The organism is Nocardiopsis suaedae, assembly GCF_027706745.1.
Taxonomy (GTDB): Bacteria; Actinomycetota; Actinomycetes; order Streptosporangiales; family Streptosporangiaceae; genus Nocardiopsis_A; species Nocardiopsis_A suaedae.
On record NZ_JAQFWP010000058.1, the window covers coordinates 25,838 to 47,072 of the forward strand.

Here is a 21,235-nt window from a genome sequence, read left to right on the forward strand (position 1 = left end):
CGTAGACGGGCCCGCCCGAACCTGGGTCCGACTGGGCCACCCTCGGCGGGCCGGGCGGCGCCACGTGCGGTGATACTGGGCCGCATGGACGGAAACTCCGAACTCGGCGGATTCCTGCGCTCGCGCCGCGCGCGGCTGAGCCCCCAGGAGGCGGGTGCGCCCCTCAGCGGCGGGGTGCGCCGCGTCCCCGGCCTGCGGCGTGAGGAGGTCGCCCACCTGGCCGGGGTGAGCACGGACTACTACACCCGGCTCGAACAGGGGCGGCACCCGCACGTGTCGGAGTCGGTCCTCTCGGCGGTCGCCCGTGCGCTGCGCCTGGACGGTGTCGAGCGCGACCACCTGTTCGAACTGGCGCGCCCCCGCACCGACGCGGGGGGCTCGGGCGCGGGAAGCGGGGGCGTGCAGCGGGTGCGGCCGGAGGTCCACCGGATGCTGGAGGTCTTCAACGGCGTCACCCCCGCCCTCGTGGTCAACCACCGCAAGGACGTGCTGGCGGCCAACCGGCTGGCGCGGGCGCTGATCGCCGATTTCGAGGCGCTCCCCTACCGTGAGCGGAACCTGGCCCGGCACGTCCTGCTCGAACCCGACGCCCGGGAGCTGTACGCGGACTGGGAGGGGGTGGCCGAGGAGGTGGTGGCGAACCTGCGCCTGTCCAGCGGCCGCCACCCGGAGGACCGGCTGCTCAACGAGCTGGTGGGCGAGTTCATGGCCAAGGTCCCCGAGTTCGCCGGCTGGTGGGACCGGCACCGGGTGGGGCAGTGCTCCTATGGCCCCCAGCGGTTCCGCCACCCGGTCGTGGGGGCGCTGACGCTGCAGCACGAGACGTTGGCGCTCCCGGCCGACGAGGGGCAGACGGTGTGCGTGTACACCGCCGAGCCGGGGTCGGAGTCCGAGCGCACCCTGGGCCTGCTGGCGAGCTGGAGCATGACCGACGGCACACCGGACACGGCCCCGGACCGGGGGGGGAGCGGCGGCCGCCGGGCGGCGCTCGAACGCGTTCTGAAGGACGGCCCGGAGTAGGCCCGGAGTAATCGCCACGCGGCCGGGCCCGGCCGACGCCTCCGTCAGGCGGCCTGCGTCCATACGGCCAGCACGTTTCCGGCCGGGTCGGCGAAGTGGAAGCGGCGGCCGCCGGGGAAGGCGAACGGTTCGGTGGTGACCGTTCCTCCGGCGGCCTCGACGGCCGCGCGGGAGGCCTCCAGGTCGTCGCTGTAGACGATCACGAGCGGCCCCCCGGGTTCGACCGCGTCGACGCGGGCGAGGCCGCCGGCCTCGGGGCCGCCGTCGGCCCCCTTGATCCCCGCGTAGGCGTCGCCGTAGTCGGTGAACTCCCAGCCGAAGGCGGCCCCGTAGAAGCGCTTGGCGGCGGGCAGGTCGGTCACGCCGAATTCGATGTAGTCGATGCGGTGGTGGCGGTTCATGCGGTGATGCTAGCCGTCGGCGGCGACGGTCTCCGGGCGCGGCGGCCGGACGGCGCGGCGCGGGCGGGGCGGGCGGATCTGCCTGGGGCGACGGGGGAACCGCACTCTGACACGTGACACGACGCTAGATATGGTCTAGTATCAGGTGTCATGAAGGATCGAGTTCCCCAGGAGTTCGTCGACGCCGCCCTCGCCGCCGCCCGCGAGCGCGGGACCGACGTCGCATCGGTGCCGGTGACCGCCATCGCGGCCGCCGCCGGGGTGTCCCGCAGCACGCTGCTGCGGCGCCTGGGCGGCACCCGGGCCGCGCTCGACGAGGCCGTGCGCGCCGCCGGGGTCGACCCCGGCGCCCGCACCCCCGTGCGCGAACGGGCGATCACCGCCGCCGCGCGGATCATCGACGAGCACGGGCTGGGCGCGCTGACCATGGACGCCGTCGCCGACGCGGCCGAGTGCTCACTGCCCGGCCTGCACGCCGTCGTCGACGGCCGCGACGGCCTCCTCGCGGCGGTCTTCGAGCGCTACGGGCCGGTGCGCGAGCTGGAGCGCCTGGCCGCCGAGCCGCCCGAGGGCCTGGAGGGCACCGTGCGGGCGCTGCACGCCGCGCTCGCCGCCGCCTTCCAGCGCCGCCCCCGGGTGATGCCCGCCCTGCTCGCCGACACCGCGAGTCGCCCCGACGGTCCCGGCAGCGCGATGTTCCGGGCGGGCTTCCCGCGCCTGTTCGCCGCCATGGGCGGCCTGCTCCTCCCCCACGTCCGCGCCGGACGCGTGGTGCCGATGCCCCTGCCGCTGCTCATCCAGCAGATCCTCGGCCCGGTGGCGGTGCACCTGATGCTGCGCCCGGTCCTGGAGACGCGGGACGAGGTGGAGCTGCCGCCGCTGGAGGAGACGTGCGAGGTGCTCGCGGACGCGTGCCTGCGCGCGATCGCGGTGCCGGGAGCGGGCTCCGCGGGCGGAGCGGGCGGGGCCTGAGCCCCTCGGAGGACGGCGGGAACCGAGAACGGCAGGACGAGAAACACGACGGAATCGACGGTCACGAGAGAACGGAGAAAGTGCCATGCGTTCCATCAAGGCGGCTGCCCTCGGCAGCACCCTGTTCTTCATCGCCGCCCCGGGCACGGTGGTCGGCGTCATCCCCTGGCTGATCAGCGGCTGGCGGCTGCCCGAGGCGTCGGCGGCGTGGATCCCCGCCCAGGCGGTGGGCGTGCTCCTGATCGGCGTCGGCGCGGCCGTCCTGGTCCACGCCTTCGTCGAGTTCACCCGGGCCCGGGGCGTGCCCATCCCCGCGGTCCCCACCGAGCACCTGGTGGTCGACGGCTTCAACCGGTTCGTGCGCAATCCGATGTACGTGGCCATCGTCGGGGCCCTCATCGGCCAGGCGCTGCTGTTCGCCTCGGCGGGGGTGCTGGTGTACACGGCGGTGGCGTGGGCGATCGCCGCGACGTTCGTCCGGTTCTACGAGGAGCCGACGCTGGTCCGCCTGTTCGGCGAAGAGTACACCGAGTACCGCAGGCACGTGCGGGCCTGGCTGCCCCGTTTCACCCCCTGGTCCCCGGCCTCCTGACGGCCGCCGGACACGGACCGGGCGCACCGCCCCCGACCGGCGCCGGATGGCCCGCCTCCCCTGGGCCCTCCGGCGCCGCACCCGTGTGGCGGGGGGACCCGGCGCGGTCAACCGAGGACGAAGGGAAGGCGCGCGGCCAACGGCCCCAGGGCCGAGCGCTCCTCTTCCGTGGGAGTGCGGCGGCCGGTCCCCACCAGGAGGGCGCCGGTGTCGGAGAGGGAGGCGGGGAAGGCCTCCCCGGCGATCTTCTCCAGCACCGTGCGGGACCGTGCCAGGCCCTCCTCCGGCGGCCCGGCCGCGCCCGGCAGGTGGGCGACCAGGTCGAGGTGGTGCAGCGTCCACTCCATCACGTAGGCGGACAGGTAGTCGGCGACGGTGAGGACCTGGTCCTGAGTGCTCACGGGCTGGGCCGGGTCGGCGAGGCGCGCGGCGCGTCCGGCGGCCGAGCCGACGTCGTCGAGGTGGAACGTGAGCAGCGCGGGATCCCCGTAGGCGGCGGCCAACCGCACGGTCAGCGCATCCAGGGGGTCGTCGCCCGAGGGCGGTTCGGAGGCGACATGCCAGTAGGCCGCCTCATCGTGCGTGGGCTCGGCGTCGACCGGGGTGGCCAGCGTGATCAGGACGTCCTGGGCGTCGATGACCAGGTGGCACACCAGGTCCCGCACGAGCCAACCGGCACAGCCGGAGGGGAGGGAGAAGTCCTCGCCGGACAGGTCGGCGACGGCGGTGAGCAGGGCGTCCCACGTACGCGAGAAGAGGTCCACGGCGGCACCGTAGAGGGGCGCGAACCGGATGGCAATCGAATTGCGCCGCCGGTCATGCAGGGGCCGGGCGCAGGCGCCCCCGTGTGGGGTCGGCTGGGGACGCCTGCCCGGGTGCGGCGGAAGGATCCGGCGCGGTCAGCTCATCGCCTTTTTGACCAGGTCCCGGATGGCCGCCTCGCCCTCCTCGGTCAGCTCCTCCGTCAGGGCGTAGGCGGTCGGCCACATGCCGCCCGGCTCGTCCAGGCCGGCCTCCGGGGTGAAGCCGAAGGCCGAGTACCGCTCCTTGTCCACCTGCCCGCTGCGGAAGAAGCACACCACCTTCCCGTCCCTGGCGTAGGCGGGCTGGCCGTACCACAGCTTGGGCGCCAGGTCGGGGGCCGCGGTGGTGACGGCCTCGTGGACGCGTGCGGCCAGCGCTCCGTCGGGGTCGGGCATGTCGGCGATCTTCTTCAGGACCGCCGCCGCGTCGGCGGCCGCCTTCTTCGCGCCGCGCCCGCCGCGCGCCTCCGCCTTCAGCTCCTCGGCGCGCGCCTTCAACGAGGCGCGCTCCTCGTCGGAGAAGCCCGGGGCGCCCTTCGAGTCGTCACTCATCGTGATTCGCTCCTGGTCAACCGCGTGAAATGGATGTTCCCACGCTAGTCGCGGCCATACCGCGGGCACTTCTCGATTCCTGACCGCCTTCAGGCGTCCTCCTCGTCCGGCCCGTCGTGGCGCGCATAGATCGCCGACATCGTCCCTGACGGGTCGAGCCTGGACAGGAGGGCGTCTCCGATGTCGGCGAGCTGGTCGACCTGCTCGTCGGTGAGCGCGTCGATCACGTTGCGGCGTACGGCGTCCACGTGGCCGGGCGCGGCCCGGCGCAGGGTGTCCCATCCGGCCCGCGCCAGCCGGGCATTGGTCGCCCGCCGGTCCTCCGGGCAGGGGAAGCGCTCCACCATCTCCCGGCGCTCCATGCGGGTGACGACGTGCGAGAGCCGGGGCAGCGTGGCGTTGGTGCGGGCCGCCAGTTCGGTCATGCGCAGCGTCCGCTCGGGGGCCTCGGACAGCACCGCGAGTACGAAGTACTCGAACTCGGTGATGTCGGAGTCGCGCCGGAGCTGCGCGTCCAGAACGCCGGGGAGCAGTTCCAGCACCGCCCGCAGCCGGATCCACGCGCGCAGTTGGCGCCGGTCGAGCCAGGGAGTGTCCACGGTCACATCCTCACCAGGAATGGTTGTAGTGACAAGTTCGCTGGGCAAGATGAAGGTTGTCGCGACAACTGATTCTGTCAGACCGACACCCCGCCCCCGGCGACCACGAGCATCCCAGGCGCGTCGGCGGCGGGACCGCCACGCGCCGCCCGCCGCCAGCGGCCGCACACCCGAGGAGCCCTCCATGACCGCGTCCCGCCCCACCGCGACCGCCGAGGCCGACGCCCGCATCCCGGCCGCGCACCCGTTCGCCGCCCACCTGCGGCGCGCGGCCGAACTCCAGGCCGCCGAGCCGCACCGGCCCTGGACGCCTGCGGACGGCCCGCTGCCCAGCCTCTACCTGTCCCACGGCGGCGGGCCCATGCCCTTCCAGAGCCCCGAATGGCTCGCCCCCCTGCACGAGTGGGCCCGCGCCCTGCCCAGGCCCAAGGCGATCCTGGTCGTGTCCGCGCACTGGGAGTCCGCACCGCTGTCGCTCAGCGCCGACCGGCCCGAGGACCTGGTGTACGACTTCTCCGGCTTCGACCCGCTGTACCACGGCTTCCGCTACGACACCCCCGACGCCGGAGACCTCGCCCTGCAGGTCGCCGGGCTCATGCCCGACACCGAACAGGTCCACCGGCACGCCCGGCGCGGCCTGGACCACGGGGCGTGGGTGCCGCTGAAGATCATGTACCCCGAGGCCGACGTCCCGGTCCTGCAGCTCAGCCTGCCCACCGAGGACCCGGACCGGCTGCTGGACATCGGCGCTCGGCTGCGCCCGCTGCGCGAACAGGGCGTGCTGGTCGTCGGCTCGGGCCACATGACCCACGGCCTGCCCTACCTGACCCGGGAGATGTTCCAGGAGAACACGGTGCCCGGCTGGTCGGCCGACTTCGACGCCTGGGCCGCCGACGCCCTGGCCCGGGGCGACGTCGCCGAGCTCGCCCGGTTCCGCACCTCCGCCCCGGGAATGCCCTACGCGCACCCCACGGTGGAGCACTTCACCCCGCTGTTCGTGACGCTGGGCGCGTCGACCGACCCGACAGCGCCGGTGACCACGACGCTCGACGGCTACGGCGTGGGCCTGTCCCGGCGCTCGTTCCAGGCCGCTTGATTCCGGCGGTCGCCGCGTTCGGCGCGGTGGGGGCCTTCGGCGGCCATGACCGGTGTCGGAGGGCGCCCGAAGGCCGCCCGCCGAGCGGCGACCTACCCGGCGGCTCCCGCCTCCGGATCGGGGGCCACCCGGTCGGGGCGGAACGCCGACAGGTCGGCCTCCGGCTCCTCGCCGACCGCCAGCGTCGCGGCCACCGCCCCCTGGTAGGGGCCGAACGTCAGACCGTTGGCGCCCAGCCCCGTGGCCACCACCACGCCCGCGAGCGCCCCGACCGCCCCCAGAAGCTGCAGGTCGTCCCGGCTGCCCGGGCGGAAGCCCACCCGTGTCTCCACGACCGTGGCCTCGCCCAGTGCCGGGACCGCCGACACCGCCTCGGACAGCCCCTGCAGGACGCCGTCGACGGTGGCGCGGTGGTCGAACCCCGCCCACGGCTCGCGGGTGCCCGACAGCACCACACGGTCGGGCGGCATGCCGAGCATGTACCGGTCGGTCCCGGGGAAGCGCAGCACCGGCCAGTCGCGGGTGTGCGCCCCGGGCAGGGCAGTGTGCACGATCTGCCCGCGCACCGGGTACACGGGCACGTCCACCCCGAAGGGGCGCAGCAGTTCGGCGGTCCAGGCCCCGGCCGCGACGACCACCGCGTCCGCCGTGAGCTCCTCCCCCGCCGCACGCACCCCGCTCGCCCGCCCTCCGTCGGCCACGAGCTCGGCCTCGCCTTTGAGGTAGCGCAGGCCGCGCTCCTCGGCGGCGGCGAACAGGGCGTCGCGCACCATCGCCCCGTTGACGCGCGCCATCCCCTCCACGTGCACGCCCTCGAAGTGCTCGGGCAGGGCCGGGAACAGCTCGCGCGGCCCGCCGCGCTCCAGGCGGAGCACCCGCCCCAGCCCTTCGTAGCCGGGAAGGCCGCGCAGGTCGGTGAGGACCTGGGCGTCGCGGTCGAGGATGCGGGGGTCGGTGCCCACCGACAGCCCGCCCACCTTCCTATAGCCGGTGGCGCGCCCCTCGGCCTCCAGGGCGCTCATGAGGGCCGGGTAGTGGGCGGCGGCCCGCAGCGCGAACGCCTGGTGCTGCGGGGGCTCCCACGGGAACGGCCAGGGGAAGACGATTCCGGCCCCGGCCGCTGTGGCCTGGCCCGGCCGCGCAGCGTCGACCAGGGTCGTGGCCACACCGCGCCGCACCAGGTGGTAGGCGGCGCTCGCTCCGACGATGCCCCCGCCGATCACGATGACGCTCATGGGCCAAGCCTGCCAAGAGCGCGCCCCCGGCACCAGGCAGCCCGCCGAAGGGGCCGCGGCCCCATCGGCCGAGGCGTCCTCAGTCGGCGTCCGCGGCCGGAGGCTCCACCGCCATGAGGGACAGCGGGTCGGGGGACCCGTAGCGCGCCGCACCGCCCCTGTACGGGATCCACGCCTCGCCGTCGCCCGGCTCGGCGACGATCCGTTCGACCAGTTCGGCGACCACCTCCGGCGGGATGACCGTCTCGGCCTTGCCGATCTGCTCGATGAAGCCCTGGATGCCGGCGATCATCGGCGTGTCCACGAATCCGGGGCAGACCGCGTTGAACGTGACCGGGTCATCCGCGAAGGTCGCCGCAAGGGAGCGCACGAGGCCGACGACGGCATGCTTGGTGGCGGCGTAGACCTCCCCGTACGGTGTGCCGGTCAGCCCCGCGATGCTGGAGGTGACCACCACCGACGCGCCTTCGCGGCGGCGCATGTGCGGCAGCGCTGCGTGCACGCCGTGGACCACACCGTCCAGGTTGACCGCGACCGTGGTGCGGTAGGCCTCCAGGGAGAAGGGGACGCCCTGGTCCGCCAGCCCCTCGCTGGGGCCTTCCACCCCCGCGTTGAGGTGGAGTACGTCCAGCCCGCCGGTCTCCAGGGCCGCGGCCACCGCCGCCTCCATGTCGGCGAACCGCGTGACGTCGGTGCGCACGAACCGCGCCCCGGTCTCGGCGGCCAGCGCGCTGCCCGCCTCTTCGGCGACGTCGGCGATCAGCACCCGGCCGCCGTCGGCCGCCGCGCGCCGGACCGTGGCGGCGCCGATGCCGCTCGCGCCGCCGGTGACCAGGACGGTCTTTCCGTTGAAGGCGCCCATGCCGTCCTCTCTCTCAGATGTCGGTCGGTCGTAGGGGGTCAGAAGACGCGCTCGGCGTACGGCAGGGACCGCAACCCTTGGGCCGCCGCCCAGCAGACCGGGAGCGCGATCGCGCCCAGGACCGCGAACTTCGCCAGAGCCGGGGCCTGCCACCCCGACAGGAGCATCCCGCCGCCGACGAGCACCAGGGGGTGGAGGAAGTACACGCCGTAGGCGTTGTCGGACAGGAAACGGGCGAGTGGGCCCTGGCGGTCGAAGAAGCGCTGGAACAGCCAGAGCAGGAACAGGGTGGTCCCCACCGCGAAGAGGCCCTCGTACACCGGGTCGACCAGCGCCTGCAGGGTCAGCGGGTCGACCCGCTCAGGCGCGTCGAGACTCAGCGGGAGCAGCGCGCACCCGGCGGCGGCCATGGCCAGGCCGCCCCAGCCCGCGGCGCGGGGGACGTGTTCGAGCCGGCCGCGGCGGAAGGCGAGTACGCCGACGGCGAACATGAGCGCGTACTGCGGCAGGAAGTACGGGGTCGGCAGGCCGACGACCGGCCAGGCGGTGCCGACGGGGACGATGATGCGCCAGGCCCAGGTGGCGGCGATGAGCGCGGCGGTGAACCCGGCGACGGCGGCTGCCCCGGGGAAGGCCCCGCCCTGCCGTGAGGCCGGTCCGGCGGGGACCGCGGGGGACTCAGGCGCCTCCGGGCGTCGGCCCAGGCGGCGGATCAGTACATAGGCCAGGCAGAACACCAGCAGCGTCTCGACGAACCACATCGGGCCGGGGTCCCAGGAGACGAGGTAGAAGAGCCAGTAGGGCACCTCGGAGGCGTACTCCTGGTAGATCCCGGCCGTGACGAGGGGCCGCAGGAGGAGTGCGAAGAGCAGCAGCGGTACGCCCAGGCGCACGAGGCGGCCGCGCATGAAGCGCCGTCCGCCCTTGCGGTCGGCCGACCCCGGGACGAACAGGCCCGAGATGAGGAAGAACATCCCCATGAAGAAGGCCTGGTTGACGATGACGAACAGGTCGAGGACGAGGCCGGTGGGGTCCTGGGCGGGCTCGGTGAAGTACCAGACGGGGATGGTGCCGTAGGTGACCGCGCAGTGGTGCAGGACCACGAGGACGGTGAGCAGGATGCGCAGGTTGTCGATGAAGGCGAGGCGCCGTCCGTCCCCGGCGGTCGGCACGGGCCGCGGGGCGGGCGCGGGACGGGTGGTCATGGGGGGGTTCCTCCCACCGTGTGGACACCAGGTCAATTTTCTGGCCAGGTGGCCAGATTCCCGCACAGGTGGACAGGATGCAATCGGGTATTCCCCTGAGACCGCCCCTGAGGGGATCCCTGTCGCACGGCCCCCGACGGCCCCCGACGGCCCGGGTGTGAGGCGGAGACCAGGGACGACGGAGTCGGCGTGGAGGGGCGGGGCCCTGGCGGCGCCACCGCCGGCCGCATGGTGTGCCGGTGGTCGCCTTCGCCGCGGCGACGGTGGACGGGCGTCCGTCCCCCGGAGGTGAACCGGCGGGCCGTCCGTTCAGGTCAGAGGAATGGAAACGCCCACGCGGCGATGGAATCCCGCCCGCGTGCGCCCACGTGGAATCCTGCCCGCAGTGGGCGCGGTGACGGCGGCGGGGCGACGGCGCCGCCGCCCTCCTCAGGCCCGCGTCGCGCGGTCGAACAGCTCGGCGACCTCTCGGGCGTGGTTCTCCAGGTCGTGGTCGGGGGTGGCGGCCCAGTAGCCGAACATCGCGTCGATGGCCCCCTGCATCGTCACCGCCATCACTCTGCGGTCGAACTCTCGGAAGGCCCCGCTGTCGTGCCCTTCCCGGAGCATCTCCTCCAGGGCCGTGTAGATGGGCTCGTTGCCCGCGAACCCGTACTCCGGCTCGCCCTCCGGGCTGCGCGCCCCCGCGAAGATGCCGCCGAGGGCCATGAGCTGCTCGCGGTTCTCCCGCATGTAGTCGGCCACGGCCAGCACGTAGGTGCGCACCTTCGCCGACGGGCCGGGGGCGGCGTCCAGGCGCGGCGCCATGTGTTCGGCGATCCGGGTGTAGACGTGCACCACCACCTGGTGCATCAGTTCGTCCTTGCCGGTGAAGTGGTAGGAGATCACGCCCTTGCTGATGCCGGCGTGGCGCGCGATGCGGGCCAGCGACGCCGCCTCGTACCCGTGCTCGGCGATGGCCCCGATCGCCGCCTGCACGATCTGCGCGCGCCGCGCCTCCTCGATGAAGGTGCGCTTCTTCCCCTGCTCGCCCGCGGCCTGCTGGCCGCCCGGCTCGGTTTCCGACCGCATGGCCGAGAATCTAGCAAGAGGGGGTCCGGGCCGCTCGCCGACCTGCACCCGCCCGTTTTCGGAAGTTTCTGAATGGCGACTATCATGGTGGGCGACACCCACCGGACCGGAGGCCGCCTTGTCCGCCCAGAACGCCCAGCGCCACCAGGCCGAAGAGCTCGCCCTGATGCTCTCCGACTTCGGCATGCAGCGCATGTCGGCGCGGGTGATGGCGGCGTTCCTGTTCACCGAGAAGCCCTCGCTCACCCTGGGCGAGCTGGCCGAGGAGCTGGACGCCAGCCAGGGGTCGGTCTCGGGGGCGCTGAAGACGCTCCACCAGGTCGGCATGCTGGAGCGCGTACCCGTGCCGGGCAGCCGCCGCGACCACCACCGGCTGCGCCGCGACGCCTGGGAGCGGCTGTACAGCAGGCAGAACGAGGTCGTGCGCAAGATGATGGCCGCGGCCGAGGAGGGCATCGCCGCCACCGGTGAGGACAGCCCGGCGCGCGAACGCCTGCAGGAGATGTACGACTTCTACAACTTCATGTTCGATGAGCTGCCGCTGCTCTTCGACCGCTGGAGAGAGAAGCGCGGCTCCCAGGGCTGACGCCCCCGCGCCTATGCCGGTACCCGTCGGCGCCCACCGGCCTCAGAGCGCGGTGAGCACCCAGGGGCCCTCGGCGGTCACCGCCACCGTGTTCTCGTGGTGCGCCGCGCGGGAGCCGTCGGCCGTCGCGATGGACCACCCGTCGGCCAGCAGGCGGCTGCCGTCCGCCCCGCCCTCGGTCAGCAGCGGTTCGATCGCCAGCACCAGCCCCTCGCGCAGGCGCGGCCCCCGACCGGGGCGCCCGGTGTTGGACAGGTGGGGGTCCTCGTGCATCTCGGTGCCGATGCCGTGGCCCCCTTGGTCCTCCAGGACGCCGAACCCCTGCGCTCGGGCCGTGCTCTCGATGGCGTGGGAGAGGTCGCTCAGGCGCGCACCGGGCACCATGTGCGCCAGCGCGGCCTCGTAGGCCTTCTCGGTCGCGGCGATGAGGCGTCGCGCCCCAGGGTCCCCGGGGCCGACGGTGAAGGTGCGGGCGGCGTCGCCGTGGTAGCCGTCGACGACGGCCCCGCAGTCGATGGACACGACGTCCCCCTCCTTGAGGGGCACGGTCCCGGGGATGCCGTGGACCACGGTGTCGTTCACCGAGACGCACAGCACCGCCGGGTAGGGCGCGTAGGCGGGCGTGGGCCGGTAGCCGGTGAAGGAGGGGCGCGCGCCCGCGGCCGCGATGAGGTCGGCGGCGACCCCGTCCAGCTCCTCGGGGGTGGTGCCCGGGCGGGCCGCCTCCTGGGCGGCGGCCAGCGCGCGGGCGACGACACGCCCGGCTTCGCGCATGCGCCGCAGTTCCTCGGGGCCCTTGATGGTGACCATTGCGGAGTCTCCGTCCCATGACTGTATAGATCGACTGGTATTTTTATACCAGTCGATCTATACGCGCAATGGGTTATCGTTCGGACATGGTTCGCACTCCCCTGACCGAAGGCCAGCGCGACCGGGGCCGCGCGCTGGGCCAGATCCTGCGCGCGGCCCGGGCGCCCCGCACGGCCGCCGAGGTCGCCCACGACGCCGGGATCTCCATCGACACCCTGCGCAAGATCGAGCGAGGGGCCATCCCGAACCCGGCCTTCTTCACCATCGCCGCACTCGCCAGAGCCCTGGGGATGGACATGAACGACCTCGCGGCCGGCCTCGCGGCGGCGGAGGAGGCGCCCCAGGGGCAGGACCGGGGACTACAGGCCTCCTGACCCCGGCCCCCGCAGGCCCCGGCGGTGTCCGGCCCCGGGTCAGTACAGCTTCTTCGTGTACTCGTCGCCGTAGTACCGCTCCAGCTCCTCCAGGGGCTCGTCGGGGCGGTCGACCATCTTGGCGATGCGCGGACGCGAGGGCACATCGGCCCCCGCCTCCTCCCACGCCTCAGGGGACCACAGGCGCGAGCGCAAGAACGCCTTGGCGCAGTGGTGGAAGACCGTGTCGATGTCCACCACCAGCGCCAGCAGCGGCCGGTTCCCCTTGACGACCATGTCGTCGAAGAACGGGGCGTCCCGCACCAGGCGCGCCCTGCCGTTGATGCGCAGCGTGTCCCCGCGTCCCGGAATGATCGACAGCAGCCCCACATGGGGGTTGGACAGGACGTTGCGGTACCCGTCGACACGCCGGTTGCCCGGCCGCTCGGGGATCGCGACGGTGTGCTCGTCCAGCACCTTGACGAAGCCGGGCGGGTCGCCCTTGGGGGAGACGTCGCAGTTGCCCTCTGCGTCGCTGGTGGCGACCAGGCAGAAGGGCGAGGCGGCGAGCCAGGCCCGGTCGACGTCCAGAAGGGAGGGTCGCTCCTTGTCCCGCGCGATCGGCAAGGGATCGGGCACGAGCTCTCGGAGCTCTTCCAGGGAGGTGATCTCGGTGAACCGCTGCGTCGGCGTGGTCATCACGGCCTTCCCGGGTCGGTGATCCAGGGCCGGGCGTCCGCCCCGCCCCATGGCGATCCTAGGACCGCACCCCGCGCCGACTCGGCCCTGCCGTCCGATTCCCGCCAGCCTGGCACGGGCGGAGGCGGCAGACTCGACACCATGAGCATGAGCCGAACCGACACCGACACGGCGCGCGCGGCGCGGGTGCACGCCGTCTTCGACAGCCCGGTGGGGCCGCTGACGGTCGTCGCCCAGGACGGCGCACTGGTCGCCCTCTACATGGGCGACCAGACCCACCGGTCGGACCTGGGCGTGGAGGACCGCGTGCCCTTCTCCGACACCGAGCGGCAGCTCGGCGAGTACTTCGCCGGTGAGCGCACCGCCTTCGACCTTCCGCTGAGCCCGCACGGCACGCCGTTCCAGAAGAGCGTATGGAAGGAACTGGCGGCCATCCCCTACGGCGGCACCGCGACCTACGGCGAGATCGCCGAACGCATCGGCCGCGCGCCGACCTCGGCCCGCGCGGTGGGTTCGGCGAACGGCGCCAACCCGATCGCCATCGTGGTGCCCTGCCACCGCGTGGTGGGCGCCAACGGCAGCCTGACGGGCTATGCGTGGGGGACGGACCGCAAGCGCTTCCTGCTCGACCTGGAACAGGGCACGAAGTGAACCGGCGCCGGGCCGGGCACGACGCCCCGGCTGACTGGCGGGACGACCGCGTCGGGTCCGCGCGGCGGGGCGACAACCCCACCGTCCTGCTGCGCATGCGCAGCGGGTGGGCGGTGGTCGGCGACACCCAGCACCTGCCCGGGTACTGCGTCCTCCTCCACGACGGCGCCGCCGACCGCCTGACCGACCTGCCGCGCGGCGAGCGGGCGGCGTTCCTGTTCGACCTCGCGCTGCTCGGCGAGGCGGTCGAGCGGGTGTGCGGAGAGCGCGACCCGGCCTTCTCCCGGGCCAACTACGAGGTCCTCGGCAACTCCCTGCACGACCTGCACGGGCACGTACACGCCCGTTACTCCTGGGAGCCCGCCCACCGCAGGGTGGGCCCCGTGTGGCTCTACGGCGCCGAACGGTTCGCCCCCGAGCACGCCCTCGGGCCCCGGCACGACGGACTTCGGGACGCGCTGACCGCCGCCCTGGCGGCGGTCACGCAGGAGGCGTACGGCCCCGGTACCCCGGGCTCCGCATCACCCGGCGCACCGACTCCTTGAAGGATTCCACGTCGTAGCGCTCCTCCAGGGCCTGGGTCGGGACCGAGTGGACGTCGTCGAGGATGGCGACGAACAGGTGCTCGGTCCCGACCACCGGCCGCCCTTCGCCGTCGGTGACACCGTGCTCGGCGGCGATCCGGCGTGCCCGCGCGACGGCCTGCTGGAGCCTGGGTGTGAAGGCGGTCTCGCTCATACGGCCGACGCTAGACATCCGGCCGCCCTCCTAGGGCCGTCGGGGAGCCGGGCGAGGTTCCGCCGAGCCGCGGACCTCTGGCCCGGCCCCGGGAAAACCAGGTGCGGCACCGGACAGCGCGGCGCTATCGTCGAGCCATGCACTTGCAGATCTACGGCTAGCCCGAAGCCGCCCGACGCGGGGCGCCACGCCCGCCCCTCCGGGCCCCTTCCGGAGCCTTTCCCTTCCTTTGCGTCCGGCCTCCCGGCCGCGCCTTCGGCATGCCCGCAGAGCCGTCGGCCCCCGGACGCGACCGATCCGTCGTAGACCTGCATTGGAGCACCCGTGCACCGCAAGCGCCTTCACATCGCCATGGTCGGCATCCCCGCCATCAGCCACGTCATTCCGAGCCTGGAGGTCGTCCGCGAGCTCGCCCGGCGCGGCCACCGCGTCACCTACGCCAACGACCCCCGCATGGAGGAGCTGGTCACCGGCGCGGGGGCCGAGCTGGTCCCCTACACCAGCACGCTCCCGGTCGACGACCACTCCTGGCCCGAGGACCCCATCGCCGCCACGGAGCTCTTCCTCGACGACGCACAGGCGGTCATGCCGACCGTCCGCGCCGCCTACCAGGACGACCGCCCCGACGTGTTCCTGTACGACATCGCGGGATACCCGGCGCGCGTGCTCGCCGAGAACTGGGGCGTGCCCGCCGTCCAGCTCTCCCCCACCTATGTGGCCTGGAAGGGCTACGAGGAGACCGTCGGGGCGCAGGTCGAGGCCCTGCCCGGGGCCAAGGAGTACCTCGCGCGCTTCGACGCCTGGCTCGCCGAGCAGGGGGTGCCCCTGTCCAGCGGCGACTTCGCCGGGCGCCCGCGCCGCGCGCTGGCCCTCATCCCCCGCCCCATGCAGCCCTACGCCGACACCGTCGACCCCGACGTGGTGTCCTTCGTCGGGCCCTGCCTGGGCGAGCGGGCCGAGCAGGGCGCGTGGAGCCCGCCGCCCGGCGCCGAGGGCAAGCGCGTCCTGCTGGTGTCGATGGGCAGCGCCTTCACCGAGCTGCCGGGCTTCTACCGGGAGTGCGTCGCCGCCTTCGGCGGCCTGCCCGACTGGCACGTCGTCCTGCAGATCGGCCAGAAGGTGCGCCCCGAGGAGCTGGGCGGGGTCCCCGACAACATCGAGGTGCACCCGTGGGTGCCGCAGCTGGCCGTCCTGCGGCAGGCCTCGGCGTTCGTCACCCACGCGGGGATGGGCGGCTCCAGCGAGGGGCTGGTCTGCGGCGTGCCGATGATCGCCGTGCCCCAGTTCGCCGACCAGTTCAGCAACGCCGACGCGCTGCAGGCCCAGGGCGTGGCGCGGCGCATCGACACCGAGGACGCCACCGCCGGGGTGCTGCGGTCGGCCCTGGAGGAGCTGACCTCCTCCCCGGCCGTGGCCGCGCGGCTGGCCGAGATCCGCGGCGAGCTGGAGTCGCAGGGCGGCGTCCGGGTCGCCGCCGACCTCATCGAGGCGGAGGCGGGGGCCGGGGCCGACCGGCCCGCCGGGCGCGGCTGAGGCGCGACGCGCCCGGCGGTTCCGGCTGCCGGGCGCCGTCGGCGCCCCCGGTTACGGTGGCCCGGGGCGGCACCGCGACAGGGGCGGGCCGCGCGGGCAACGGAGGCGCCGATGATCACCACTGTCGACCTCGCCGTGCTGTACGTGCGCGACCAGGCCGCCACGGTCGACTTCTACACCCGTGTCCTGGGGTTCCACACCGTCAAGGACGCGGAGATGTGGCCGGGCGCCCGCTGGATCGAGATCGCCCCGCCCAGCGGGGGCACGCGCATCACCGTGCACACCGCCTCGGAGTTCAACCGCACCCCCGGCGAGGGCGCCTACCTCACCCTGGCCTGCGACGACGCCCCGGCCACCGCCCGGGAGCTGCGCGAGCGCGGGGCGACCGTCACCGAGCCGGTGACCGAGCCGTGGGGCACCTACATCAAGGTGGAGGACCCCGACGGCAACGACGTCATGATCGCCGAGAAGTGAGGCCGGGGCGCGGGCGGGTTCCATTCCCGGAGGCCCCGCCGCCCTCGGGGTGAGCGCCTCGGCAGGCGCGGCCCCCGGCGCCGGGCTCCCGGGAGCCTCGCGGCCCCTGGGGCCGATCCGTCGGGGGCCGACCTGCGCAGGCCCTCAGTCCTCGGACTTGATCCTCTTCATGGTCAGGTGCGAGACGACCCGGAGCACGCCCGGCAGGCCGATCAGCTTCCTGGTCTGGAACTCCTCGTAGGCGGCGTGGTCGGCCACGCGGACGCGCAGCAGGTAGTCGGGGCGCCCGAAGAGCCGCCGCAGCTCGACGACCTCGTCGTAGGCGGCCAGAGCGGACTCCAGCTCCTCCAGGGTGGTCAGGTCGCTGACGCCCACCTCCACGTCGACGATCACTTCCAGGCCGCGCCCGAGAGCCGCCGGGTCCACGCGCGCCCGGTAGCCGGTGATCACCCCGGCCTCCTCCAGGCGCTTGACGCGGCGCAGGCACGGGGGCGGCGTCAGCCCCACCCGCCGGGCCAGTTCGACGTTGCTCAGGCGGCCGTCACGCGAGAGCTGGTCGAGGATTTCACGATCGATGGCGTCCAGTGCATGTTCATTGCGCACAGCACCAGTCTAGCGACATGATTCGCAATCGCGTGAGCCGTCTTGCGAACTATGATTTCTCTCATGAAGCCGCTCGCGGGCCCACCCTCGGACCCCTCCCCCGGTACCGCCGCCGACCTGCGCGCCGCGGCCGCCGACGCGGCCCCGGTGGGCCTGGGCGCCTTCCCCATGGGGGTGGCGCTGGGCCTGCTCGTCGTCCAGTCCGGGCTCGACCCGTGGTGGGCCCTGGTCGTCTCCGGGCTCGTCTTCGCCGGGTCGCTGGAGTTCCTGATGGTCGGCATGGTGGCGGCCGCCACCCCGCTGGGCCAGATCGCCCTCGCGGCGCTCCTGGTCAACTTCCGGCACGTGTTCTACGCGCTGTCCTTCCCGCTGCACCGGGTGCACGGCCCACTGGCCAAGGCCTACAGCACCTTCGCCCTGACCGACGAGGCCTACGCGGCCGCCTCCGGCGGGCGCGCCCGGCGCTGGTCCCGGCGGCGCATCCTGGCGCTGCAGGCCCTCGTCCACCTCGCCTGGACCGGCGGGTCGGTGGTCGGCGCCTTCACCGCCGGGCTGCTGCCCGGGCCCGTCGAAGGCCTGGAGTTCGCCGTCACCGCGCTGTTCACGGTGCTGGCCATCGACGCCTTCCACCGGCACCGCGACATCCCCTCCCCGGCCGCGGCCCTGGGCTGCGCCGTCCTCGCCGGGTGGCTCGCGCCCGAGAGGATGCTGCCGACCGCGTTCCTGTTGTTCACGCTGTTCCTGCTGGCGCGCTGGGCGCTGCTGCGACGGAGGCGCCGATGACGGAGACCGGGTACCTCCTGGCGGCGGTGGCGGTCTGCGCCGGGATCACCTGGGCGCTGCGCGCGCTGCCCTTCGCGCTCCTGTCGCGCCTGCGCGACAGTCCGGTGGTGGCCTATCTGGATACCGCCATGCCCCTGGGGGTGATGGTGATCCTGGCCGCCTACACGCTGCGCGGAGTGGACTGGGGCGCCTCCGCCTCGCTCGTGCCCACCGTTTCGGCACTGGCCGTGACCGTCGGGCTGCACCTGTGGCTGCGCAACGCCGTGGCCAGCATCTTCGCCGGGACGGCGGTGTACGTCGCCGTGCTGGCGCTGGTGTTCTGAAGGAGCCGTCCCCCGGTGCGGGCGGCGTCCGCGCGCCTCGGCCCGCCGCCACAGCGCGCCTCCTCGGTGGCTCGGGGCACCGGGGAATACGGTCGGATGCGGGCGGGCTCCGGCGCGGGGCCGGCCCGCAGGGCAGCATGCCGAGGAGGGGCGCGTGAGTACCGTGGACGAGATCTCCTGCACCGTGACCGTGGATGCGCCGCCCAAGAGCGTGTGGCGCCTGGTGACCTCGGCCGACGGGCTGCGCCGCTGGTTCGCCTTCGACGGCGCCGAGCTCGACCCGGTGCCGGGCGGCGCGGCCGCCTTCACCTGGAAGGAGCACGGCACCTACCGGGGGGTGGTCGAGCGCGCCGAGCCCGGCGAGGTGTTCGTCTTCCGGTGGTCCCTGGAACCGGACGTACCGCCCGAGCCGGGCCACAGCACCCGCGTGGTGCTGCGGCTGCGCCCGGAGGAGGGCGGCGGGACGCGGGTGGAGCTGCGCGAGGGCGGGTTCAGCGCGCTGCAGGGGCCCGACGGGGTCCGGCACGACCACGCCGAGGAGAACGCGCGCGCCTGGAGGGTCGGCCTGGCCCTGCTCAAGGAGGCGGCCGAGGCCGACCGGCACACCTGAGGGCGGCGCCCCAGGCGCACGCCGACGGACCGGGGCCGGGGCGGGTGGCCGACGGCATCGGCGGTCGCGGCGCTCCGGGCACGTGCCCACGGCATGGCCGAGGCACCGCCCACGACGCGCGCTGGGACGGTCTCAGCCGCCAGGCGCTACGCGGGCGCGCCGGTCGCAGCCCTATGCGCGGCGCTTGGGGACCTTGATCCGGTCCAGGTCCTGGGCCAGGACGATGGTGCCGCCGAAGTGGGCCGCCGCCTGTTCGACGAAGCGGGGCTCGTCGCCGGCCTCGTAGCGCTCGGAGATGTGCGTGAGCACCAGCAGGCGCGCGCGGGCCTCGGCGGCGATGCGCCCGGCCTGCCCGGCGGTCAGGTGCCGGTAGTCCGAGGCCAGTTTCGATTCGGAGTCCAGGTAGGTGGACTCGATGACGAGCATGTCGGCGTCCTCGGCGAGCCGCACGGCGTTGTCGCACACGCCGGTGTCCATCACGAAGGCCATGGACTGGCCCGGCCGGGTCACCGAGCACTCCTCCACCGTGACCCGGCGGCCGCCGGCGCCGAGCACGTGCCCCTCGCGCTGCAGGCGGCCCACGCCGGGGCCGGACACGCCCAGGGCCGCCAGCCGATCGGGCAGCATCCGCAGCCCGTCGGGCTCCTGGAGGCGGTAGCCGAAGGCGGGCATGCGGTGGTCCAGCGGGAGCGCGGTGATCCTCAGCCCGTCGCCGTCCAGCGGGCATGCGCCGAGCCCGTCGACGGGCTGGGCGGTGATGACGTCGGTGTCGCCGAAGGCGGTGGCGTGGCGCAGCCGCTCCCAGTAGGTCTGGCCCGCCGCGGGGTAGGCGGCCCGAACCGTGTGCTCGACGCGGTCGCGGGCGATGCGCTGCACCACGCCGGGGACGCCCAGGGAGTGGTCACCGTGGAAGTGGGTGATGCACAGGCGGGTGATGTCGTGGGCGGCGAGCCCGGCGTAGCGCATCTGCCGTTGCGTGCCCTCTCCCGGGTCGAAGAGGATCCCGTGGTCGTCCCAGCGCAGGAAGTACCCGTTGTGGTTGCGGCGCTTGGTGGGCACGGCGCTGGAGCTGCCGAGGACGACCAGTTCACGTACGGACATGGGGGTGATCATCCCAGCAGGCGCGTGGGGCGGGCCACCGGGTTTCCGGCGGCCCCCCCACGCGGGGGTCCTGAGGCGGGGCGGCCTCAGCAGCAGGAGCAGCCGTCCCCGCACCCGCAGCCGTCCGCCTCCGCGTCGGCCGTTTCGCCGGGGGCGACGGCCAGGGCCATCCCCCCGGTGGCGCAGCAGGCGTCGCCGCGCCAGGCCTCCACGCCTTCGCGCACGGCCACCGCGGCGATGACCAGCGCGACGACCGGGTCGGCCCACGTCCAGCCGAGCACGGCGTTGGCCAGCAAGCCCACCAGCAGCGCGGCCGACAGGTAGGCGCACAGCATGGTCTGCTTGGAGTCGGCCACCGCCGAGGCCGAGCCCAGCTCGCGGCCGGTGCGGCGCTCGGCCCACGACAGCAGGGGCATGATGGCCACGGACAGCGCGGCCAGGGCGATGCCGACGGTGGAGGGTTCGGCCTCGGCGCCGGTGAAGGAGCGGAACGCCTCGAAGGTGACGTAGGCGGCCAGGGCGAAGAAGGACACGGCGATCACGCGCAGGGCGCGGCGTTCGCGCGATTGGCGCACCGCCGCGTCACGGGAGGAGAACTGCCAGGCCACGGCGAGCGCGGAGGACACCTCCACGAGCGAGTCCAGGCCGAACCCGATGAGGGCCGCCGAGGAGGCGAGGGAGCCGGCGGTGATGGCGACGACGGCCTCGACGAGGTTGTAGGCGATGGTTCCGGCCACGATCAGGCGGATGCGCCGGGTCAGCGCCTCGCGCCTGCGCTCGGGGGTGGCGGTGCGGGCGGGCATCAGCAGCAGTCCTCCCCCTGGTGCGCGTCGATGCAGGTCTTGTCGTTCTCCACGGCGATGACGGCCGAGCGCAGGTCGTCCAGGGCGTGGGCGAGGCGGGGGTCGGCGAGCTCGTAGCGCACCCGCCGCCCGGCGGGCACGGCCACCACCAGGCCGCAGTCGCGCAGGCAGGCGAGGTGGTTGGACAGGCGGGTGCGGCTGATGCCGAGCACGTCGGCCAGGTCGGCCGGGTGGGCGGGGGCGTCGCGCAGGACGAGGAGGATGCGACAGCGGATCGGGTCGGCCAACGCCCGCCCGAACCGGGCGAGGGCGTCGATGTCGGTGGCGATGCTCAGCATGGGGACAAGAGTACAGGGTTCGGTGAATTCAGGGAATAGTGGATTCATGGGGCCATGGACCGTGCGGGCGGGCGCCGTGCAGCGGACGCCTCTGCGGCCGGCCGAGGCCGAACCGACCGCCGGGAGCGCGGACGGACCAGGCGTTTCAAGCGGCAAGCGGCTCGGCAGGTTCCCCGCTCACGGGTTCCGGCCGTCCGCCGGGTCACTGCGGTGCGGGGTGGAGAGCGGCGACGACGAAGGGGCGGTGGCCCTAGCGGCAGCACTGTCGGCCGCGGGGCATGTACGTGGTCGTGGCACTCGGCGGCGACGGCGAGAGCCGCGTGGTTCCCCGGCCCTGCTTACCGGGCGGCGGGTTCCTCGCGGTCCGGGTGGGCGGCGGCTCGGCCGGTACCCCGCTGACGGGCCCCGGCCGTCCGCCGGGC

At 74.0% G+C, this 21,235-nt stretch carries 28 protein-coding genes; 13 read left to right on the plus strand and 15 right to left on the minus strand.

Features of this window, described 5'->3' with window-relative positions:
* Positions 1-84: 84 nt before the first annotated feature.
* Positions 85-1,020: a helix-turn-helix transcriptional regulator gene (locus tag O4U47_RS23965; RefSeq protein ID WP_270680215.1), complete on the plus strand. Its 936-nt coding sequence runs from the start codon at positions 85-87 to the stop codon at positions 1,018-1,020.
* Positions 1,021-1,064: 44 nt separating this feature from the next.
* Here O4U47_RS23965 and O4U47_RS23970 read toward each other — a convergent pair whose 3' ends face one another.
* Positions 1,065-1,421 carry a VOC family protein gene (locus O4U47_RS23970; protein ID WP_270680216.1) on the minus strand — a complete coding sequence of 119 codons (357 nt, stop codon included), beginning with the start codon at positions 1,419-1,421 and terminating at the stop codon, positions 1,065-1,067.
* Between the two features lie 150 nt (positions 1,422-1,571).
* Here O4U47_RS23970 and O4U47_RS23975 point away from each other — a divergent pair, with 150 nt between their 5' ends.
* Complete coding sequence (locus O4U47_RS23975; RefSeq protein WP_270680217.1) at positions 1,572-2,393, plus strand: TetR/AcrR family transcriptional regulator; 822 nt, start codon at positions 1,572-1,574, stop codon at positions 2,391-2,393.
* A gap of 85 nt (positions 2,394-2,478) precedes the next feature.
* A complete protein-coding gene (locus O4U47_RS23980; RefSeq protein ID WP_270680218.1) occupies positions 2,479-2,985 on the plus strand; it encodes a methyltransferase family protein in 507 nt (168 codons plus the stop codon).
* Between the two features lie 107 nt (positions 2,986-3,092).
* Here O4U47_RS23980 and O4U47_RS23985 read toward each other — a convergent pair whose 3' ends face one another.
* The 3 genes from O4U47_RS23985 to O4U47_RS23995 form a co-directional block, all read right to left on the minus strand.
* Positions 3,093-3,749: a maleylpyruvate isomerase N-terminal domain-containing protein gene (locus O4U47_RS23985; protein ID WP_270680219.1), complete on the minus strand. Its 657-nt coding sequence runs from the start codon at positions 3,747-3,749 to the stop codon at positions 3,093-3,095.
* A 135-nt stretch (positions 3,750-3,884) separates the two neighbouring features.
* On the minus strand, positions 3,885-4,340 hold the full coding sequence (locus O4U47_RS23990; RefSeq protein WP_270680220.1) for a DUF1801 domain-containing protein: 456 nt from the start codon (positions 4,338-4,340) through the stop codon (positions 3,885-3,887).
* 89 nt (positions 4,341-4,429) lie between these two features.
* The gene (locus O4U47_RS23995; protein WP_270680221.1) at positions 4,430-4,939 is read right to left on the minus strand and encodes a MarR family winged helix-turn-helix transcriptional regulator; all 510 of its coding nucleotides are present in this window, start codon (positions 4,937-4,939) and stop codon (positions 4,430-4,432) included.
* A gap of 184 nt (positions 4,940-5,123) precedes the next feature.
* Between O4U47_RS23995 and O4U47_RS24000 the strand changes: the two genes are divergently transcribed.
* Positions 5,124-6,035: a dioxygenase family protein gene (locus tag O4U47_RS24000; protein ID WP_270680222.1), complete on the plus strand. Its 912-nt coding sequence runs from the start codon at positions 5,124-5,126 to the stop codon at positions 6,033-6,035.
* A 92-nt stretch (positions 6,036-6,127) separates the two neighbouring features.
* Here the strand turns inward: O4U47_RS24000 and O4U47_RS24005 are convergent, their stop codons facing one another.
* The 4 genes from O4U47_RS24005 to O4U47_RS24020 all read right to left on the minus strand — a co-directional run bounded on the left by O4U47_RS24005 (position 6,128) and on the right by O4U47_RS24020 (position 10,408).
* A complete protein-coding gene (locus O4U47_RS24005) occupies positions 6,128-7,270 on the minus strand; it encodes an NAD(P)/FAD-dependent oxidoreductase (RefSeq protein ID WP_270680223.1) in 1,143 nt (380 codons plus the stop codon).
* 79 nt (positions 7,271-7,349) lie between these two features.
* Positions 7,350-8,132, minus strand: a complete 783-nt coding sequence (locus tag O4U47_RS24010) for an SDR family NAD(P)-dependent oxidoreductase (protein ID WP_270680224.1) — start codon at positions 8,130-8,132, stop codon at positions 7,350-7,352.
* A gap of 38 nt (positions 8,133-8,170) precedes the next feature.
* Complete coding sequence (locus tag O4U47_RS24015) at positions 8,171-9,337, minus strand: acyltransferase family protein (protein WP_270680225.1); 1,167 nt, start codon at positions 9,335-9,337, stop codon at positions 8,171-8,173.
* A 429-nt stretch (positions 9,338-9,766) separates the two neighbouring features.
* Positions 9,767-10,408, minus strand: a complete 642-nt coding sequence (locus tag O4U47_RS24020) for a TetR/AcrR family transcriptional regulator (protein WP_270680226.1) — start codon at positions 10,406-10,408, stop codon at positions 9,767-9,769.
* Positions 10,409-10,526: 118 nt separating this feature from the next.
* On the opposite strand from O4U47_RS24020, the gene O4U47_RS24025 reads away from it, so the two are divergent.
* Entirely contained in the window at positions 10,527-10,994 is a 468-nt protein-coding gene (locus tag O4U47_RS24025; protein ID WP_270680227.1) for a GbsR/MarR family transcriptional regulator, read from the plus strand.
* Positions 10,995-11,036: 42 nt separating this feature from the next.
* Here the strand turns inward: O4U47_RS24025 and map are convergent, their stop codons facing one another.
* Complete coding sequence (gene map, locus O4U47_RS24030; protein WP_270680228.1) at positions 11,037-11,804, minus strand: type I methionyl aminopeptidase; 768 nt, start codon at positions 11,802-11,804, stop codon at positions 11,037-11,039.
* An 86-nt stretch (positions 11,805-11,890) separates the two neighbouring features.
* Here map and O4U47_RS24035 point away from each other — a divergent pair, with 86 nt between their 5' ends.
* Positions 11,891-12,178 carry a helix-turn-helix domain-containing protein gene (locus tag O4U47_RS24035; RefSeq protein WP_270680229.1) on the plus strand — a complete coding sequence of 96 codons (288 nt, stop codon included), beginning with the start codon at positions 11,891-11,893 and terminating at the stop codon, positions 12,176-12,178.
* A 39-nt stretch (positions 12,179-12,217) separates the two neighbouring features.
* Here the strand turns inward: O4U47_RS24035 and O4U47_RS24040 are convergent, their stop codons facing one another.
* The gene (locus O4U47_RS24040) at positions 12,218-12,856 is read right to left on the minus strand and encodes a pyridoxamine 5'-phosphate oxidase family protein (protein ID WP_270680230.1); all 639 of its coding nucleotides are present in this window, start codon (positions 12,854-12,856) and stop codon (positions 12,218-12,220) included.
* A 141-nt stretch (positions 12,857-12,997) separates the two neighbouring features.
* Here O4U47_RS24040 and O4U47_RS24045 point away from each other — a divergent pair, with 141 nt between their 5' ends.
* Positions 12,998-13,507, plus strand: a complete 510-nt coding sequence (locus O4U47_RS24045) for a methylated-DNA--[protein]-cysteine S-methyltransferase (RefSeq protein WP_270680231.1) — start codon at positions 12,998-13,000, stop codon at positions 13,505-13,507.
* Entirely contained in the window at positions 13,504-14,052 is a 549-nt protein-coding gene (locus tag O4U47_RS24050; protein ID WP_270680232.1) for an HIT family hydrolase, read from the plus strand. Before O4U47_RS24045 ends, O4U47_RS24050 begins: the two co-directional genes overlap by 4 nt.
* Here O4U47_RS24050 and O4U47_RS24055 read toward each other — a convergent pair.
* The gene (locus O4U47_RS24055; protein WP_270680233.1) at positions 13,988-14,245 is read right to left on the minus strand and encodes a hypothetical protein; all 258 of its coding nucleotides are present in this window, start codon (positions 14,243-14,245) and stop codon (positions 13,988-13,990) included. The genes O4U47_RS24050 and O4U47_RS24055 overlap by 65 nt on opposite strands.
* A gap of 324 nt (positions 14,246-14,569) precedes the next feature.
* Between O4U47_RS24055 and O4U47_RS24060 the strand changes: the two genes are divergently transcribed.
* Together O4U47_RS24060 and O4U47_RS24065 are read left to right on the plus strand one after the other, a co-directional pair.
* Complete coding sequence (locus tag O4U47_RS24060; RefSeq protein WP_270680234.1) at positions 14,570-15,778, plus strand: macrolide family glycosyltransferase; 1,209 nt, start codon at positions 14,570-14,572, stop codon at positions 15,776-15,778.
* A gap of 111 nt (positions 15,779-15,889) precedes the next feature.
* Positions 15,890-16,252 carry a VOC family protein gene (locus tag O4U47_RS24065; protein ID WP_270680235.1) on the plus strand — a complete coding sequence of 121 codons (363 nt, stop codon included), beginning with the start codon at positions 15,890-15,892 and terminating at the stop codon, positions 16,250-16,252.
* 144 nt (positions 16,253-16,396) lie between these two features.
* Here the strand turns inward: O4U47_RS24065 and O4U47_RS24070 are convergent, their stop codons facing one another.
* Positions 16,397-16,855 carry an Lrp/AsnC family transcriptional regulator gene (locus O4U47_RS24070; protein ID WP_270680236.1) on the minus strand — a complete coding sequence of 153 codons (459 nt, stop codon included), beginning with the start codon at positions 16,853-16,855 and terminating at the stop codon, positions 16,397-16,399.
* Positions 16,856-16,918: 63 nt separating this feature from the next.
* On the opposite strand from O4U47_RS24070, the gene O4U47_RS24075 reads away from it, so the two are divergent.
* From O4U47_RS24075 to O4U47_RS24085, 3 genes are all read left to right on the plus strand, one after another.
* Positions 16,919-17,638 carry an AzlC family ABC transporter permease gene (locus O4U47_RS24075; RefSeq protein WP_270680237.1) on the plus strand — a complete coding sequence of 240 codons (720 nt, stop codon included), beginning with the start codon at positions 16,919-16,921 and terminating at the stop codon, positions 17,636-17,638.
* Positions 17,635-17,961 carry a branched-chain amino acid transporter permease gene (locus O4U47_RS24080; protein WP_270680238.1) on the plus strand — a complete coding sequence of 109 codons (327 nt, stop codon included), beginning with the start codon at positions 17,635-17,637 and terminating at the stop codon, positions 17,959-17,961. The genes O4U47_RS24075 and O4U47_RS24080 overlap by 4 nt, the downstream gene beginning before the upstream one ends.
* Before the next feature lie 154 nt (positions 17,962-18,115).
* Entirely contained in the window at positions 18,116-18,571 is a 456-nt protein-coding gene (locus tag O4U47_RS24085; RefSeq protein WP_270680239.1) for an SRPBCC domain-containing protein, read from the plus strand.
* Positions 18,572-18,742: 171 nt separating this feature from the next.
* Here the strand turns inward: O4U47_RS24085 and O4U47_RS24090 are convergent, their stop codons facing one another.
* The 3 genes from O4U47_RS24090 to O4U47_RS24100 all read right to left on the minus strand — a co-directional run bounded on the left by O4U47_RS24090 (position 18,743) and on the right by O4U47_RS24100 (position 20,813).
* Positions 18,743-19,672 (minus strand): ribonuclease Z, encoded by a 930-nt coding sequence (locus O4U47_RS24090; protein ID WP_270680240.1) that lies wholly within the window; start codon positions 19,670-19,672, stop codon positions 18,743-18,745.
* An 86-nt stretch (positions 19,673-19,758) separates the two neighbouring features.
* Complete coding sequence (locus O4U47_RS24095) at positions 19,759-20,475, minus strand: cation transporter (RefSeq protein WP_270680241.1); 717 nt, start codon at positions 20,473-20,475, stop codon at positions 19,759-19,761.
* Entirely contained in the window at positions 20,475-20,813 is a 339-nt protein-coding gene (locus tag O4U47_RS24100; protein ID WP_270680242.1) for an ArsR/SmtB family transcription factor, read from the minus strand. The genes O4U47_RS24095 and O4U47_RS24100 overlap by 1 nt, the downstream gene beginning before the upstream one ends.
* Between the last annotated feature and the right edge of the window lie 422 nt (positions 20,814-21,235).

What these genes read in the sequence shown, in the direction of transcription:
- O4U47_RS23965 (WP_270680215.1), top strand. Translation starts at nt 85, where the DNA reads ATGGACGGAAACTCCGAACTCGGCGGATTCCTGCGCTCGCGCCGCGCG.
- O4U47_RS23970 (WP_270680216.1), bottom strand. Translation starts at nt 1,421, where the DNA reads ATGAACCGCCACCACCGCATCGACTACATCGAATTCGGCGTGACCGAC.
- O4U47_RS23975 (WP_270680217.1), top strand. Translation starts at nt 1,572, where the DNA reads ATGAAGGATCGAGTTCCCCAGGAGTTCGTCGACGCCGCCCTCGCCGCC.
- O4U47_RS23980 (WP_270680218.1), top strand. Translation starts at nt 2,479, where the DNA reads ATGCGTTCCATCAAGGCGGCTGCCCTCGGCAGCACCCTGTTCTTCATC.
- O4U47_RS23990 (WP_270680220.1), bottom strand. Translation starts at nt 4,340, where the DNA reads ATGAGTGACGACTCGAAGGGCGCCCCGGGCTTCTCCGACGAGGAGCGC.
- O4U47_RS24000 (WP_270680222.1), top strand. Translation starts at nt 5,124, where the DNA reads ATGACCGCGTCCCGCCCCACCGCGACCGCCGAGGCCGACGCCCGCATC.
- O4U47_RS24005 (WP_270680223.1), bottom strand. Translation starts at nt 7,270, where the DNA reads ATGAGCGTCATCGTGATCGGCGGGGGCATCGTCGGAGCGAGCGCCGCC.
- O4U47_RS24010 (WP_270680224.1), bottom strand. Translation starts at nt 8,132, where the DNA reads ATGGGCGCCTTCAACGGAAAGACCGTCCTGGTCACCGGCGGCGCGAGC.
- O4U47_RS24015 (WP_270680225.1), bottom strand. Translation starts at nt 9,337, where the DNA reads ATGACCACCCGTCCCGCGCCCGCCCCGCGGCCCGTGCCGACCGCCGGG.
- O4U47_RS24020 (WP_270680226.1), bottom strand. Translation starts at nt 10,408, where the DNA reads ATGCGGTCGGAAACCGAGCCGGGCGGCCAGCAGGCCGCGGGCGAGCAG.
- map (WP_270680228.1), bottom strand. Translation starts at nt 11,804, where the DNA reads ATGGTCACCATCAAGGGCCCCGAGGAACTGCGGCGCATGCGCGAAGCC.
- O4U47_RS24035 (WP_270680229.1), top strand. Translation starts at nt 11,891, where the DNA reads ATGGTTCGCACTCCCCTGACCGAAGGCCAGCGCGACCGGGGCCGCGCG.
- O4U47_RS24040 (WP_270680230.1), bottom strand. Translation starts at nt 12,856, where the DNA reads ATGACCACGCCGACGCAGCGGTTCACCGAGATCACCTCCCTGGAAGAG.
- O4U47_RS24045 (WP_270680231.1), top strand. Translation starts at nt 12,998, where the DNA reads ATGAGCATGAGCCGAACCGACACCGACACGGCGCGCGCGGCGCGGGTG.
- O4U47_RS24055 (WP_270680233.1), bottom strand. Translation starts at nt 14,245, where the DNA reads ATGAGCGAGACCGCCTTCACACCCAGGCTCCAGCAGGCCGTCGCGCGG.
- O4U47_RS24065 (WP_270680235.1), top strand. Translation starts at nt 15,890, where the DNA reads ATGATCACCACTGTCGACCTCGCCGTGCTGTACGTGCGCGACCAGGCC.
- O4U47_RS24075 (WP_270680237.1), top strand. Translation starts at nt 16,919, where the DNA reads ATGAAGCCGCTCGCGGGCCCACCCTCGGACCCCTCCCCCGGTACCGCC.
- O4U47_RS24080 (WP_270680238.1), top strand. Translation starts at nt 17,635, where the DNA reads ATGACGGAGACCGGGTACCTCCTGGCGGCGGTGGCGGTCTGCGCCGGG.
- O4U47_RS24090 (WP_270680240.1), bottom strand. Translation starts at nt 19,672, where the DNA reads ATGTCCGTACGTGAACTGGTCGTCCTCGGCAGCTCCAGCGCCGTGCCC.
- O4U47_RS24095 (WP_270680241.1), bottom strand. Translation starts at nt 20,475, where the DNA reads ATGCCCGCCCGCACCGCCACCCCCGAGCGCAGGCGCGAGGCGCTGACC.
- O4U47_RS24100 (WP_270680242.1), bottom strand. Translation starts at nt 20,813, where the DNA reads ATGCTGAGCATCGCCACCGACATCGACGCCCTCGCCCGGTTCGGGCGG.